Raw genomic sequence first — 14,401 nt, forward strand, 5'->3', positions numbered from 1 at the left:
CTCAGCGAGGAGGCCATGGTCTCCCGCGCCCGCATCATCTCCGAGGCGCTGCCCTTCATGCAGCGCTACGACGACAAGACCATCGTGGTGAAGTACGGCGGCCACGCCATGGGCGACGAGGCCCTGTCGCGCGCCTTCGCCCGCGACATCGTGCTTCTGAAGCAGTCGGGCATGAAGCCCATCGTGGTGCACGGCGGCGGGCCGCAGATCGGCGCCATGCTGCAGAAGCTCGGCATCAAGTCCGAGTTCCAGGCCGGCCTTCGCGTCACCGACAAGGCCACGGTGGAGATCGTCGAGATGGTCCTCGCCGGCTCCATCAACAAGGGCATCGTGGCGGCCATCAACGCGGAGGGCGGCCATGCCATCGGCCTCTGCGGCAAGGACGGCAACATGGTGATCGCCGAGAAGGCGACCCGCACCATGCGCGACCCGGACAGCAACATCGAGAAGATCCTCGACCTCGGCTTCGTCGGCGAGCCGAAGACCGTCAACCCGGCCGTGCTCCACATGGTGGTGCAGGACGAACTGATCCCGGTGATCGCCCCGGTCAGCCAGGGCGAGGACGGCGAGACCTACAACGTCAACGCCGACACCTTCGCCGGCGCCATCGCGGGCGCGCTCGGCGCCACCCGGCTCCTTTTCCTCACCGACGTGCCCGGCGTTCTCGACAAGAGCGGCCGGCTGATCAAGGAGCTATCGGTCGCCGACGCCCGCGCCCTGATCGCCGACGGCACCATCTCCGGCGGCATGATCCCAAAGGTGGAGACCTGCATCGACGCGCTCGCCCGCGGCGTCGAAGGGGTGGTGATCGTCAACGGCAAGACGGCCCACTCGGTGCTCCTGGAGATCTTCACCTGGACCGGCGCCGGCACGCTCATCACCCGCTGAGCGAAGCCGCCGGACCCGACGCGCCGCCCCGTCCGCCGGGGCGCGCCGTTCCGCCGGCCGGGATGGAAATCCCCGCCGTCGGCGGGCACGCGGTTCCTTTGTTCACGGTCGTGCCTATATACTCCTCTCCCGCAGGAGATTGAGGAACCGCTCCCCGTGTCAGACGCCGCGCCCGCCGCCCGCCCGCCGACCCCGGAGGGCCGCCACGTCCATCTGCACGACCTGCGCACCTTCAAGGGCGTCGAAGCCTGGGTGTTCGACCTCGACAACACGCTCTATCCGGCCCACAGCAACCTGTTCGCCCAGGTAGACGTCCGGATCCGCGACTTCGTGGCGAAGCTCCTCGACATCTCGCCGGAGGCCGCCAACACGGTCCAGAAGGACTACTACCGGCGCTACGGCACGACGTTGCGCGGCCTGATGCAGGAACGCGGCATCGCGCCGGACGACTTCCTCGACTACGTGCACGACATCGACCACTCGGTGCTGACGCCGGACCCGGCGCTCGAAGCCGCGCTCACCCGGCTGCCCGGCAAGAAGTTCATTTTCACCAACGGCTCGCGCGCCCACGCGGAGAAGACCGCCGCCCGCCTCGGCGTCGCCGCCCACTTCGACGACATCTTCGACATCGTCTCCGCCGGCCTCCTGCCGAAGCCCAACCGGGAGGCCTACGACCTCTTCATCCAGGCAACCGGCGTCTCCCCCGCCCGCGCCGCCATGTTCGAGGACCTGTCGCGCAACCTGAAGGTCCCGCATGCCCTCGGCATGCGCACCGTCCTCGTCGTCCCGCAGGGCACCCGCGAGGTGTTCCGCGAGGCCTGGGAGCTGGAGGGCGACGACGAGCCCCACGTGGAATTCGTCACCGACAACCTCCCCGGCTTCGTCACCGCCGTCGTCGGCGCTCTGGAGGCGTGAGGGGAGGGCGCGCGCACGTCCGTCGCCGCTCGCCCCAGCCCGCGCCATTGTCTGCACCCTCCACCGTCATCCCGACGAAAGTCGGGATCCAGCCGACAGCGGTGGACCTGCGACCGGACGGATGATGCGGCAGTCGGTTGGATCCCGGCGTGCGCCGGGATGACGGGCGTGAGCGAAGGGAGCGGCTCGCCGCGCGGTTGCCCGCGGGCACGATCGGCTGCCCTCATGCGCGATCGTCATGGTCCGCGAAGGCGGACCACCCACGCTTTGGCCGTAGCACGCGATTTCTCGATCAGCGCCCCCGCATTCCCCCTTATGCGTGGGTGGTCCGCCTGCGCGGACCATGACGATGACGGAGGATCTCGCGACCAGCTTCCTGGCGCCCCACCCCCATCCACCCTCCGACCAACCCGCCGCGTTGCATCCGCGCGCGCTTTTCACTACGGTCCGGCCCGCATTCCTTCAGGGCACTTCGGGGACCCCGCCATGACCAGCGCCGCCAGCACATATGCCGATCTCGCCGCCACCCTGGAGGCCGCCTGGGAGGACCGGGCGTCGATCGGCGTGGAGACGAAAGGCCCCGTCCGCGGGGCGGTGGAGACCGCGCTGGCGCTCCTCGACAGCGGCAAGGCGCGGGTCGCCGAGAAGGTCGGCGACGACTGGGTGGTCAACCAGTTCCTGAAGAAGGCCGTGCTCCTCTCCTTCCGGCTCACCCCCATGGGGCTGATCTCCGGTGCGCCCGGCGGCGCCTCCTGGTGGGACAAGGTGCCGTCGAAGTTCGACGGCATGGACGCCGCCGCCTTCGAGGCCGCGGGCTTTCGCGCCGTGCCGGGCGCCGTGGTGCGCCGCTCCGCCTACATCGCGCCGAACGTCATCCTGATGCCGTCTTTCGTGAACCTCGGCGCCCATGTGGACAGCGGCACCATGGTGGACACCTGGGTGACGGTCGGCTCGTGCGCCCAGATCGGCAAGAACGTGCACCTCTCCGGCGGCGTCGGCATCGGCGGCGTCTTGGAGCCCATGCAGGCCGGCCCGACCATCATCGAGGACGACTGCTTCATCGGCGCCCGTTCCGAGGTGGTCGAGGGCGTGGTGGTCGGCCGCGGCTCGGTGCTCTCCATGGGCGTCTACATCGGTGCTTCGACGAAGATCATCGACCGGGCCACCGGCGAGGTCTTCGTCGGCCGCGTGCCGCCCTATTCGGTGGTGGTCTCCGGCACGCTGCCCGGCAAGCCGCTGCCGAACGGCGCCGCCGGCCCGGGCCTCTACTGCGCCGTCATCGTCAAGCGCGTGGACGAGCAGACCCGCTCCAAGACCTCCATCAACGAACTCCTGCGCGACTGATCCCGGACGCGCGCCGGCAGCGGCGGCCCTCACCGGTCGCCTCCGCCGGCCGGACTTCCGGGTCTCCTGGATTGACCCTTGCTCCATCCCGGCGCTACACCGGGACACCATGACCGTCACGCCCCCCGCCGACCCGGTCGCCATCGCGCGCGACCTCCTCCGCTGCCCGTCCGTCACGCCGCAGGAAGGCGGCGCGCTCGCCACCCTGGAGCGGCTGCTCGCCCCGGCGGGCTTTGCCGTGGAGCGCCCGGTCTTCACCGCCCCCGGCACGCCCGACGTGGAGAACCTCTTCGCCGCCGTCGGCACCGGCAACCGGCATCTGGTGTTCGCCGGCCACACCGACGTGGTGCCGCCCGGCGACACCGCCCGCTGGACCCACGACCCGTTCGCCGGCACCGTGGCGGACGGCGTCCTCTACGGGCGCGGCGCGGTCGACATGAAGGGCGGCATCGCGGCCTTCGCCGCCGCCGCCCTCGACTTCGTCGCCGAGCGCGGTCCGGGCTTCGGCGGCCGCCTCTCCTTCCTCATCACCGGCGACGAGGAGGGTCCCGCGGTCAACGGCACGGTGAAGCTCCTCGACTGGGCGGCCGCCCGCGGCGAGCGCTTCTCCGCTTGCATCGTCGGCGAGCCCACCAACCCGGAGCGGCTCGGCGACGCCATCAAGGTCGGCCGGCGCGGCTCGCTCTCCGGCGTCCTCACCATCCGCGGCACCCAGGGCCACGTGGCCTATCCGCACCTTGCCGACAACCCGCTCCGCGCCCTGCCGGCCTTCCTCGCCGCCCTGATGGATCCGCCGCTCGACGCCGGCACGGAGCGCTTCCAGCCGTCCAACCTGGAGGTCGTGGCGGTGGAGACCGGCAACCCGGCCTTCAACGTCATTCCGGCGTCCGTCCGCGTCGCCTTCAACGTGCGCCACAACGACCTGTGGACCGCCGACACCCTCAAGGCCGAAATCACCCGCCGCGCCCAGGCCGCCGCCGCCGGAACGCTGCTCCGCGCGCCGGACGCGCCGCCGCCGGCCTTCGAAATCGCCTTCGAGACCACCGTGTCGGACGTCTTCCTCACCCATTCGCCCGACCTGATCGACGGCCTGTCGGACGCCGTGGAGGCGGTCACCGGGCGGCGGCCGGCGCTCTCCACCGGCGGCGGCACCTCGGACGCGCGCTTCATCAAGAACCATTGCCCGGTGGTGGAGTTCGGTCTTGTCGGCCAGACCATGCACCAGGTCGACGAGCGTGTGGCGACAGCCGACCTCCATGCACTCGCCCGCATCTACCGCGTTTTCCTCAACCGGTATTTCGAGGTCCGCTGACCCCCATGCTGTCCTCCGACGAGATCGCCCGCTCCACCTCCGCCGCCTGGGCGCTGTTCCGCGGCGATCCGGCGGGGCTTCGGCAACTCGACGTCACGTTCGACGGCTTCTGGCGCTCCTTTGCCGTCATCCTGCTCCTGTTGCCGGCCGTCGGCATCCTGATCGCCTCGGAACGGCTGTTCATCCTCAGCCAGACGCCTATGTCGGACGAGACCTTCCCGGCCGGCCCGTTCGTTCTATCCCGGCTGGCGGCTGTCGCGCTCGACTGGGTCGACTACCCGATCGTGCTCGCGCTCCTCGCCCGGCCGCTCGGCCTCACCCGGCGCTACGTGCCGCTGGTGGTGGCGCTCAACTGGTCGAGCCTCGTCGCCGTGGTGCCCATCACCATCCCGAGCCTTCTTCACGTGCTCGGCCTGATCGGGCCGGAAGCCACGTCCTTCTTCGGCCTTTTCGCCCTCGGCGTGGTGCTCCGCTACCAGTACATGGTCACCCGCATCGCCATCGCCGGCCCGGTCGGCTTCTCCATCGGCCTCGTCGCCCTCGATTACGTCAGCGGGCTCGCCATTCGCACCCTGGTCACGGGCATCAGCGGTCTCTGATACCAAGCTCGTAAAGTCCTGACCTGTCGGGACGTTACGAGCGCAGGCAAGCCCGGACGGACGTCGGCCGGTCGGGCCGTAAAGAGCCTGGTGTCACCGGCGCGCCGCCTGTCAGTCCGGCGCCCGGCTGCCGGCCACACGCCAGGCCATCGGGATGGATGCGGCGGAGAAGACGAGCGCGGTGGCGAACAGCACCTGGCAGATCGCCCGCACGGCCTCCGGCGTCGTGGCACCCGCGTAGCCGAGCGAGTTGGCGGTGAGGCCCGCCATGGCGCCGCCGAGGGCGTAGCCGGCCGAATGGAGGGTCGGCAGGAGGGCGGAGGCCCGCGCCCGGTCCTTGTCGCCGGCCCCGTCCATCACGGTCTGGCTGAGGAAGGCCCAACTCACGCCGAAACCGGCGCCCGCCGCCATCTGGCCGGCGAACACGGCAAGCGGCTGGTCGGTCGCGAAGCCCGTCGCCACCAGGGCAAGGCCCGCGGTCTGGACCACCGGGCCGAGCCGGATCGCCGTCCGCTGCCAGGTGCCCGCCGAAACCGTCGCCACGACGAGGGCGACCGCGCTCCAGGAGAGCGCCATGGCGCCGCCGAAGAGGCCGGCGGCGAGCGGGCCGTAGCCCCACACCGCCTGCAGGCTGATCACCAGGTAGACCGCCACAAAGGCCTGGGCCACCGGCATCAGGAGCACCACCCAGAGCCCCGGTCCGACCGGCGGGCGCGCCGTGAAGGCGTCGGCGGGAAAGAGCGGCACCGCGCTCGTCCGGTCGCGGCGCACCATCAGGGCGAGGAGGGCGAGCGCCGCCGCCACGAGCGCGGCGGCCGGCAACGCCCCGGCAACGATCGCCGCCACCGACACCAGCATGATGCCGCAGCCGATCCCGATCAGCCGCACTAGCGGCACCGCACGCACGCCCGCGTCCCCGGTCGTCCGCGGCACCACGGAGAGCACCAGCAGGATGAAGACGACCGCCATCGGCACGTTGGCGAGAAACGCCGCCCGCCAGGAGATCCACTCGGTGAGAAGGCCGGCGAGCACCGGACCGCCGAAGGCCGCCAGCGCCCACATCAGCGCCTCGGCGCCGAACACCTTCGGCATCAGCCGGGATGGAAAAAGGTCCGGGATCAGGGTGTAGCAGAGCGCCGCGATCAGCCCGTCGCCGAAGCCCTGCACGGCGCGGCCGAGGAGGATAGTCGGCATGTCGCCCGCCGCCGCCACGCCCACCGAGCCGGCCAGGAAGACGAGGGCGCCGCCGACCAGCGCCGACCGGGCGCCGAAGCGGATCTTCACCACCGCCGCAGCGGCGCCGCCCACGATGGAGAGCACCAGGTGAACGGTGAGCGACCAGGAGATCAGTTCCACCCCGCCGACCTCCGCCACGGCCGACGGCATGGCGGTGGTGACGATGAATTCGTTGAAGGCGAACAGCACCACGCCAAGGCAGAGCGTCACCGTCGCCGACAGGTGGCGCGGCGACGCCAGTTCGGCCCACCGGCCCGCTTCCACCTCCGCCATTGTGCGCCCGCCTCCCGTCACCGTCGGCGCCGCCCCGGTAGACCGGGACCGCGTCGCCCGCCCGTCTGCCGGGGCGGCGCATCAGCGGTGATCGTTCGGCGCGGCCCCGTCAAGCCGCAACAGCTCAAGCTTGGTCCGGCTTTTCCGGCTTCAGCGCTGCTCGGTCTGCCAGCGCGGGTGGATCCATGGTTCGTGGTTGGCGCGGGGCAGGGGCGCGCGGCCGAGCACGTGGTCGGCGATCTTCTCGCCGGCCATCATGGAGGGCGCGTTGAGGTTGCCGTTGGTGATCTGCGGGAAGATGGAGCTGTCGGCGACCCGGAGGCCCTCCACGCCGATCACCCTCCCGGTCGGGTCCACCACCGCGCCCGGGTCGTCCGGGGCGCCCATGCGGCAGGTGCCGCACGGGTGGTAGGCGCTCTCCACGTGCTCACGCACGAAGTCGTCGATCGCCTCGTCCGACTGGGCGGCGTCGCCCGGCGCGATCTCGCGGCCCCGGTAGGGCGCGAAGGCCTTGGCGGCGAACACCTCGCGGGCCATCCGGATGGCGGTCCGGAAGTCCGCCCAGTCCTCGTCCGTCGACATGTAGTTGAAGCGGATCACCGGCTTCTGGCGCGGGTCGTGGCTCTTCAGCGTCACCGCCCCGCGCGACGTCGACCGCATCGGCCCCACGTGCACCTGGAAGCCGTGGCCGGCCGACGGGGCCTTGCCGTCGTAGCGGATGGCCGCCGGCAGGAAGTGGAACTGGATGTCCGGATAATCGACGCCGGCCTTGGAGCGCACGAAGGCGCAGGCCTCGAAGTGGTTGGTCGCGCCGAGGCCCTTGCGGGTGAGCAGCCATTCCAGGCCGATCCGCCCCTTGGCGAAGAGGTTCAGGTGCCCGTTGAGGGTGATCGGCTGGGTCGCCTCCTGCTGGATGTAGCACTCCAGGTGGTCCTGCAGGTTCCTGCCCACGCCCTGCCGATCGGCCAGCACCGCGATGCCGTGCCGCTTCAATTCCTCCGCCGGGCCGATGCCGGAAAGGAGGAGCAGCTTCGGCGAGTTGATCGAGGACGCCGCCAGGATCACCTCGCGGCGGGCGCGCACCACCTCGATCCGGCCGCCGCGCTCCACCTCCACGCCGACCGCGCGCTTGCCTTCGAACAGGATGCGACGGGCGAAGGTACGGGTGCTCAGCGCCACGTTCTCCCGCTTCAGCGCCGGCTTCAGGTAGGCGTCCGCCGCCGACCAGCGCTTGCCCTTCCAGACGGTCATCTCCATCGGGCCGAAGCCCTCCTGGCGGAAGCCGTTGTAGTCGTCGGTCGGGGCGAAGCCGATCTCCACGCCAGCGTCCACGAAGGCCTTGTAGAGCGGATTCCGGCGGGTGCCGCGCGTCACGTGCACGGGGCCCTTGGTGCCGCGCCAGCCCTCGTCGCCGCCGTGGGCGGTCTCCATCCGCTGGAAGTAGGGCAGCACGTCGGCAAAGCCCCAGCCCCGCGCGCCCATCGCCTCCCAGGTGTCGAAGTCGCGGGCGTGGCCGCGCACATAGACCATGCCGTTGATCGACGAGGACCCGCCGATCACCTTGCCGCGCGGCGTCGCCAGCGCCCGCCCGCCGAGCGCCGGCTCCGGCTCGGCCTGGAAGCCCCAGTCGTAGATCGGCATGTTCATCGGATAGGAAAGGGCGGCCGGCATCTGGATGAAGGGGCCGGCGTCGGTGCCGCCGAATTCCAGCACCAGCACGCTGGCCTTGCCGTCCTCCGACAGGCGCGCCGCAAGGGCGCTCCCCGCCGATCCGGAGCCGACGATCACGAAATCCGCTTCAAGCATGGCGCTTCACCGTGGAGGAGACATAGTCACGGACGAGGCGGATCGCCTCCTCCGCCGGAACGTCGGTGGCCTTTAGCGCCGCGCGCAGCCACAGCCCGTCGATCATGGCGGCCGCCCCGCGCGCCGTGTCGCGGGCGACCGCCGGCGGCAGCATGGCGCCGAGGCCGGCGACGAGGTTGGACTCCAGCCGCCTGAGGTAGACCTTCAAGAGCCGCATGGCCTCCGCGTCGTGCTGGGCCTGCATGTAGAAGGCGAGCCAGGCGGAGATCACCGTCGGCTGGAACTGGCAGGGCGCGAAATTGCCCTCGATGATGGCGTCGATGCGCGCCTCCGGGGTGTTCGCCTCGGCGAGCCTTCGGCGGAACTCCTCGCCGAGCTCGTCGAGCAGATGGCGCATGGTGGCGATCAAGAGGTGGTCCTTGGAGCCGAAATAGTGGTGCGCCAGCGCCGAGGAGACGCCCGCCCGCTTGGCGATGTCGCCCATGGTCAGCCCCGCCATGCCACGGTCGTGGATGGCCTCGATCGCAGCCGTGATGAGCGCCCGCCGGCGCACCGGCTCCATCCCGATCTTGGGCATCGCATGCTGTCCTTGCCTGGCGCGGACGACGGGAGGGGTATCGCGCCGCCGCCGCCGTTTGCACCCATCCGCCGCCGCAGACCGCCGTTTCCGACACCGGGCGGGTCGGTGTGGGGAAAGCGTATTTTTGATTGAGCCATCAATCAACAAAAACTTGCGTAGAGCCACGTACGGTGTTTGGATGACGTCACGAAGAGAACCGAATGGCGCTTGGGCGGGGCGGGCGGAGCGGTCGCGACGACCCTTTTCGCCCCTTCCGCCCAGCGCGCACCACCGCACCGCCCAGCCATAAGGGCGGGTGGCTTTGGTCTTCGAGGGGGCCGCAAAGGGCGCGTCTCTGCTGGGACGGGCGTCCGCCATCGACGTGGGAACAGGGAGTCACACATGTACAAAACCAAATCCGCCGTCGCCGCTTTGGCGCTCCTCCTCGGCGCGGCGCCCGCGCTCGCCGCCGATCCGGAAGCCTGCCACACCGTGCGCTTCTCCGACGTCGGCTGGACCGACATCACCGCCACCACCGCCGTCGCCTCGGTGGTTCTGGACGCGATGGGCTACACGCCGGAGGTCAAGGTGCTCTCCGTGCCGGTCACCTACGCGTCGCTGGAGAACAAGGACATCGACGTCTTCCTCGGCAACTGGCAGCCCTCCATGGAGGCCGACCGCGCCCCCTACGTGGAGAAGGGCACCGTGGAGGTGCTCGGCGCCAACCTGACCGGCGCCAAGTACACCCTCGCCGTGCCGCAGTACGCCTTCGACGCCGGCCTGAAGACCTTCGACGACATCGTGAAGTTCAAGGACCAGCTCGACGGCAAGATCTACGGCATCGAGCCCGGCAACGACGGCAACCGCCTGATCCTCGGCCTCCTGGAGGAGAAGAAGCACGGCCTCGACGGCTTCGAACTGGTGGAGAGCTCCGAGCAGGGCATGCTCGCCCAGGTGGCCCGCGCCGTGAAGGCGGAGGAGCCCATCGTCTTCCTCGGCTGGGCGCCGCATCCGATGAACGCCAACTTCCCGATCGCCTATCTGGCCGGCGGCGACGACAGCTTCGGCCCGGACTACGGCGGCGCCACCATCTACACCAACGTGCGCAAGGGCTTTGTGGCCGAGTGCCCGAACGTCGGCAAGTTCGTCTCGCAGCTCGTCTTCTCGCTGGAGATGGAGAACGAGATCATGGGCGCCATCCTGGACGAGGGCGCCGAGCCGAACGCGGCCGCCAAGGCCTGGCTCGCCAAGAACCCCGCCGCCGTGGAGCCCTGGCTCGCCGGCGTCACCACGCTCGACGGCGGCGACGCCCTCGCGGCCGTGAAGGCCGAGATCGGCGGCTGACCCGCCCCGGCGCGGACCCCGTCCGCGCCGCCCCCGGTCCGGACCATCCGCGGCCGCCGCGGATGGTCCCTCATGGCCGGACGGTCGCCTTCCGAAGCCGGATCGAGCGTGCCGATCCCGCCTGCCGCTCGCTCCCGCCCGCCCGCCTTCCGCCGGTCCCGCCGACCCTGATCCTCCCCGGGAGAACCATCCGCCGATGGAGTATCTCAGCGCCATCAAGATCCCCGTCGGCCCCTGGGCGAAGGCCCTCGTCGACTGGCTCACCACGAACGCCAGCGGCCTCTTCGACACCATCGCGGTCGGCCTGGAGGCGGTGATCGACGCCATCCTGGCCGTCCTCCAGGTGTCCGGCCCGTTGGTCGCCCTCGCCATCCTCGTCGCCGTCCTGGCCCTCGTCCTCGCCCGCAGCCGACCGCCGGTCGCGGCCCGGCTCGCCGTCGCCGCCGTCGCGCTCCTCGTCGCCCAGATGATCGTCGGCCTCGTGCCGGGCGCCGGCGCGGTCGCCGCCTGGCCGGAGGCCGTGGAGGACGCCGCCGCCTCCTTCACGCCCTTCCTGGTGATCGCCTTTGCCGGCGCGCTCGCCCACGCGCTCCACCGCTCGCTCCCGCTCGCGGCCTTTACGGTCGGCTCGCTCCTCTTCATCGGCAACCAGGGCTACTGGGACGAGACGACCGAGACGCTCGCCCTGGTGCTCGCCTCCGCCTTCGTCTGCATGGCCATCGGCGTGCCCATCGGCATCGCCTCCGCCCGCCGGCCCTGGCTCGCCTCCGCGCTCCGGCCGGTGCTCGACCTGATGCAGACCATCCCGACCTTCGTCTATCTCATCCCGGCGCTCATCCTGTTCGGCCTCGGCATGGTGCCGGGCCTCATCGCCACGGTGATCTTCGCCCTGCCGGCGCCGATCCGCCTCACCCAGCTCGGCGTCGCCTCCACGCCGACGGCCCTCGTGGAGGCCGCCGACAGCTTCGGCGCCACCCCCTGGCAGCGGCTCGTCAAGGTGGAGATCCCCTACGCCCTGCCGCAGATTCTCGCCGGTCTCACCCAGACCATCATGCTCTCCCTCTCCATGGTGGTGATCGCCGCCCTTGTCGGCGCCGACGGCCTCGGCGTGCCGGTCCTTCGGGCGCTCAACTCGGTCAACATCGCCATGGGCTTCACCGCGGGGCTCGCCATCGTGCTGATCGCCATCGTGCTCGACCGGCTCTGCCGGGCCGACCAGCGCGCCGGCGGCGCCAAGGGGGCCGGCCGATGACCACCGCCGTCTCCTTCAAGGCCGTCGACATCGTCTTCGGGTCCGAGCCGGCCAAGGCCTTCCCGCTGATCGACGCCGGCCGCCCGGTCGCCGACATCAACCGGGAGACCGGCCAGATCGTCGGCGTCATGAACGCCTCGTTCGACGTCTCCGAGGGCGAGATCGTCGTCCTCATGGGGCTGTCCGGCTCCGGCAAGTCCACCCTCATCCGGGCGGTGAACGGTCTCAACACGGTCTCGCGCGGCAGCGTGGAGGTCGCCGACGGCGACGGCCGGGTGGACGTCTCCACCTGCGACGCCGCCACGCTCCGCCGTGTGCGCCGCAGCCGCGTCGCCATGGTGTTCCAGCAGTTCGGCCTCCTGCCCTGGCGCACGGTAGCGGAGAACGTCGCCCTCGGCCTGGAGCTTGCCGGCGTCGACAAGGCCGTCACCGAGAAGCGCGTGAAGGCCCAGCTCGACCTCGTCCATCTCACCAACTGGGCCGACAAGCAGGTGCGCGAACTTTCCGGGGGCATGCAGCAGCGCGTCGGCCTCGCCCGCGCCTTCGCGACGGAAGCGCCCATCCTCCTGATGGACGAACCCTTCTCCGCCCTCGACCCCCTGATCCGCGACAAGCTGCAGGACGAACTCCTGGAGTTCCAGCGCAACCTGAAGCGCACCATCCTCTTCGTCAGCCACGACCTCGACGAGGCCATGAAGCTCGGCAACCGCATCGTCATCATGGCGGGCGGCCGGGTCATCCAGGTGGGCACGCCGCAGGAGATCATGCTGAAGCCCGCCACGCCCTACGTGGCCGAGTTCGTCGCCCACATGAACCCCTTGAACGTGCTCCGCGCCGCCGACGTGATGCGCCCCGCCGCTGGCCTCATCGCCCCCGCCGACACCCCGCGCCTGCCCGACGACCGCATCTTCGCCGGCCGCCCGGCGATCGCCCCCGCCACCCTCCCCATCAAGGCCGTCATGGCCGCCCGCCTCACCACCGGCCAGGCCCTTCTGGTGGAAGACGCCGGCACCCTCGTCGGCACCATCGACGACGAGGACATCCTGCGCGGGATCCTGAGGAAGTAGAGGGGACGGTGTCGCTTTCCACCGTCGCGCCCGCAAGTTCTGAGGAGGAGCATCGGCCGTTGTGCCCGTGACTCCCCCCTCTCCCCAACCCTCCCCCACCAGGGTGGAGGGGGCCCGACAGAGGATCAGGCGCCCCCGTCTCCCCATCCTCGACGCACCCCCTCTCCCCTTGAGGGAGAGGGTTGGGGAGAGGGGTGAACCGCCAACGCCCGCCGTCTCCTCTCCCCTTGTGGGAGAGGGGAGAACCTCCACCCCACCACCCCGCTCGCACCACCCACACCCATACCCCCCCAAGGACCGCCCGAATGCGCGCCCAGCCCCCCGCCTCCCACTTCATCGACGGCGCCTACGTGGACGATCCCGCCGGCGCCGAGATCGTCTCCCGCTACCCCGCCACCGGCGAGCCGATCGCCCGCCTCACCGCCGCCACGGCCGCAACCGTCGACGCCGCCGTTGCCGCGGCCACGCGCGCGCAGGCCGCATGGGCGCGTCTGCCCGGGCGCGAGCGGGGCCGGATCCTGCGCCGGGCCGCCGACATCCTCCGCGCGCGCAATCGCGAACTCTCCGTCCTGGAGACCCTCGACACCGGCAAGGCCCTGCAGGAAACCCTCGTCGCCGACGCCGCCTCGGGCGCCGACTGCCTGGAGTATTTCGGCGGCCTCGCCGCGTCGGTGGAAGGCACCACGGTCGACCTCGGAACGGCCTTCGTCTACACGCGGCGTGAGCCGCTCGGCGTCGTCGCCGCCATCGGGGCGTGGAACTACCCGATCCAGATCGCCTGCTGGAAGGCCGCCCCGGCGCTCGCAGCCGGCAACGCGGTCATCTTCAAGCCGGCCGAAACGACGCCGCTTTCGGCGCTGAAGCTTGCCGAGATCCTGAAGGAGGCGGGCCTGCCGGACGGCGTCTACAACGTGGTCCAGGGCTATGGCGACACAGGCCGCCTGCTCGTCCGCCACCCGGGCATCGCCAAGGTGTCGCTCACGGGCGAGAGCGATACCGGCCGCAAGGTGATGGCCGACGCCGCCGAGACGCTGAAGCACGTAACGCTGGAGCTCGGCGGCAAGTCACCGCTGGTCGTCTTCGACGACGCCCATCTGGAGAACGCGGTCTCGGCCGCCATGCTGGCCAACTTCTATTCCACCGGGCAGATCTGCTCCAACGGCACCCGCGTCTTCGTCCAGAAGGGCCTGAAGGACCGCTTCCTCGACCGCCTCGTCGCCCGCACCAAGGCCATCCGCCTCGGCGACCCGCTCGACGAGGAGACCCACCTCGGCCCGCTCGTCAGCCACGTCCACCGGGAGAAGGTCCTCTCCTACCTGGAGATCGGCAAAGCCGAGGGCGCGCGCCTCCTAGTCGGCGGCGGCGTGCCGAAGCTGCAGGGTTTCGAGGCCGGCGCCTGGGTGGAGCCCACCGTCTTCGCCGACGTGACCGACACCATGCGCATCGCCCGCGAGGAGATCTTCGGCCCGGTGATGGCCGTCCTCGACTTCGACACCGAGGACGAGGTGATCGCCCGCGCCAACGACACCCCCTTCGGCCTCGCCGCCGGCGTCTTCACCGCCGACCTCACCCGCGCCCACCGGGTGATCGCCGCCCTGAAGGCCGGCACCACTTGGATCAACACCTACAACCTCACCCCCGTCGAAATGCCCTTCGGCGGCATGAAGCAATCCGGCCTCGGCCGCGAAAACGGCCGCGCCGCGCTCGACGCCTACACGCAGGTGAAGAGCGTCTACGTGGCGATGGGGGACGTGGAAGCGCCGTACTGAGGGGAGGGGCGCCTCCAACAATTTCGCGATCCGCTTG

General features: G+C 70.8%; 12 protein-coding genes. 9 read left to right on the forward strand and 3 right to left on the reverse strand.

All coding sequences use genetic code 11. From position 1 onward, the window contains the following. Positions 1 to 15: 15 nt before the first annotated feature. The 5 genes from argB to BUQ68_RS05235 all read left to right on the forward strand — a co-directional run bounded on the left by argB (position 16) and on the right by BUQ68_RS05235 (position 5,058). Positions 16 to 888, forward strand: coding sequence for an acetylglutamate kinase (gene argB / locus BUQ68_RS05215; RefSeq protein WP_075215115.1), 873 nt, complete (start codon positions 16 to 18; stop codon positions 886 to 888). 213 nt (positions 889 to 1,101) lie between these two features. Beyond that, entirely contained in the window at positions 1,102 to 1,803 is a 702-nt protein-coding gene (locus BUQ68_RS05220) for a pyrimidine 5'-nucleotidase (RefSeq protein WP_075215116.1), read from the forward strand. A gap of 486 nt (positions 1,804 to 2,289) precedes the next feature. Continuing rightward, complete coding sequence (gene dapD, locus BUQ68_RS05225) at positions 2,290 to 3,147, forward strand: 2,3,4,5-tetrahydropyridine-2,6-dicarboxylate N-succinyltransferase (RefSeq protein WP_075214893.1); 858 nt, start codon at positions 2,290 to 2,292, stop codon at positions 3,145 to 3,147. A 109-nt stretch (positions 3,148 to 3,256) separates the two neighbouring features. Then, positions 3,257 to 4,459: a succinyl-diaminopimelate desuccinylase gene (dapE, locus tag BUQ68_RS05230; RefSeq protein WP_075214894.1), complete on the forward strand. Its 1,203-nt coding sequence runs from the start codon at positions 3,257 to 3,259 to the stop codon at positions 4,457 to 4,459. Positions 4,460 to 4,464: 5 nt separating this feature from the next. Next, positions 4,465 to 5,058: a hypothetical protein gene (locus BUQ68_RS05235; protein WP_075214895.1), complete on the forward strand. Its 594-nt coding sequence runs from the start codon at positions 4,465 to 4,467 to the stop codon at positions 5,056 to 5,058. Between the two features lie 111 nt (positions 5,059 to 5,169). On the opposite strand, the gene BUQ68_RS05240 is transcribed toward BUQ68_RS05235, so the two are convergent. From BUQ68_RS05240 to betI, 3 genes are all read right to left on the reverse strand, one after another. Then, entirely contained in the window at positions 5,170 to 6,567 is a 1,398-nt protein-coding gene (locus BUQ68_RS05240; RefSeq protein ID WP_075214896.1) for an MFS transporter, read from the reverse strand. Between the two features lie 150 nt (positions 6,568 to 6,717). After that, positions 6,718 to 8,373 carry a choline dehydrogenase gene (betA, locus tag BUQ68_RS05245; protein ID WP_075214897.1) on the reverse strand — a complete coding sequence of 552 codons (1,656 nt, stop codon included), beginning with the start codon at positions 8,371 to 8,373 and terminating at the stop codon, positions 6,718 to 6,720. After that, positions 8,366 to 8,950, reverse strand: coding sequence for a transcriptional regulator BetI (betI, locus tag BUQ68_RS05250; RefSeq protein WP_075214898.1), 585 nt, complete (start codon positions 8,948 to 8,950; stop codon positions 8,366 to 8,368). The genes betA and betI overlap by 8 nt, the downstream gene beginning before the upstream one ends. Before the next feature lie 384 nt (positions 8,951 to 9,334). On the opposite strand from betI, the gene BUQ68_RS05255 reads away from it, so the two are divergent. The 4 genes from BUQ68_RS05255 (at position 9,335) to betB (ending at position 14,364) form a co-directional block, all read left to right on the forward strand. After that, positions 9,335 to 10,276: a choline ABC transporter substrate-binding protein gene (locus BUQ68_RS05255; protein WP_075214899.1), complete on the forward strand. Its 942-nt coding sequence runs from the start codon at positions 9,335 to 9,337 to the stop codon at positions 10,274 to 10,276. Positions 10,277 to 10,472: 196 nt separating this feature from the next. Further along, positions 10,473 to 11,528: a choline ABC transporter permease subunit gene (choW, locus tag BUQ68_RS05260; RefSeq protein ID WP_245293167.1), complete on the forward strand. Its 1,056-nt coding sequence runs from the start codon at positions 10,473 to 10,475 to the stop codon at positions 11,526 to 11,528. After that, positions 11,525 to 12,595 (forward strand): choline ABC transporter ATP-binding protein, encoded by a 1,071-nt coding sequence (gene choV / locus BUQ68_RS05265; RefSeq protein WP_075214900.1) that lies wholly within the window; start codon positions 11,525 to 11,527, stop codon positions 12,593 to 12,595. Before choW ends, choV begins: the two co-directional genes overlap by 4 nt. A gap of 305 nt (positions 12,596 to 12,900) precedes the next feature. Then, the gene (betB, locus tag BUQ68_RS05270) at positions 12,901 to 14,364 is read left to right on the forward strand and encodes a betaine-aldehyde dehydrogenase (protein WP_075214901.1); all 1,464 of its coding nucleotides are present in this window, start codon (positions 12,901 to 12,903) and stop codon (positions 14,362 to 14,364) included. Positions 14,365 to 14,401 lie beyond the last annotated feature (37 nt).

This window comes from Mongoliimonas terrestris (assembly GCF_001927285.1).
Lineage (GTDB): Bacteria > Pseudomonadota > Alphaproteobacteria > Rhizobiales > Pleomorphomonadaceae > Chthonobacter > Chthonobacter terrestris.

Coding starts and splice junctions, on each gene's coding strand:
- argB (WP_075215115.1), top strand. CDS start 16: ATGGTCTCCCGCGCCCGCATCATCTCCGAGGCGCTGCCCTTCATGCAG.
- dapD (WP_075214893.1), top strand. CDS start 2,290: ATGACCAGCGCCGCCAGCACATATGCCGATCTCGCCGCCACCCTGGAG.
- dapE (WP_075214894.1), top strand. CDS start 3,257: ATGACCGTCACGCCCCCCGCCGACCCGGTCGCCATCGCGCGCGACCTC.
- BUQ68_RS05235 (WP_075214895.1), top strand. CDS start 4,465: ATGCTGTCCTCCGACGAGATCGCCCGCTCCACCTCCGCCGCCTGGGCG.
- BUQ68_RS05240 (WP_075214896.1), bottom strand. CDS start 6,567: ATGGCGGAGGTGGAAGCGGGCCGGTGGGCCGAACTGGCGTCGCCGCGC.
- betA (WP_075214897.1), bottom strand. CDS start 8,373: ATGCTTGAAGCGGATTTCGTGATCGTCGGCTCCGGATCGGCGGGGAGC.
- betI (WP_075214898.1), bottom strand. CDS start 8,950: ATGCCCAAGATCGGGATGGAGCCGGTGCGCCGGCGGGCGCTCATCACG.
- BUQ68_RS05255 (WP_075214899.1), top strand. CDS start 9,335: ATGTACAAAACCAAATCCGCCGTCGCCGCTTTGGCGCTCCTCCTCGGC.
- choW (WP_245293167.1), top strand. CDS start 10,473: ATGGAGTATCTCAGCGCCATCAAGATCCCCGTCGGCCCCTGGGCGAAG.
- choV (WP_075214900.1), top strand. CDS start 11,525: ATGACCACCGCCGTCTCCTTCAAGGCCGTCGACATCGTCTTCGGGTCC.
- betB (WP_075214901.1), top strand. CDS start 12,901: ATGCGCGCCCAGCCCCCCGCCTCCCACTTCATCGACGGCGCCTACGTG.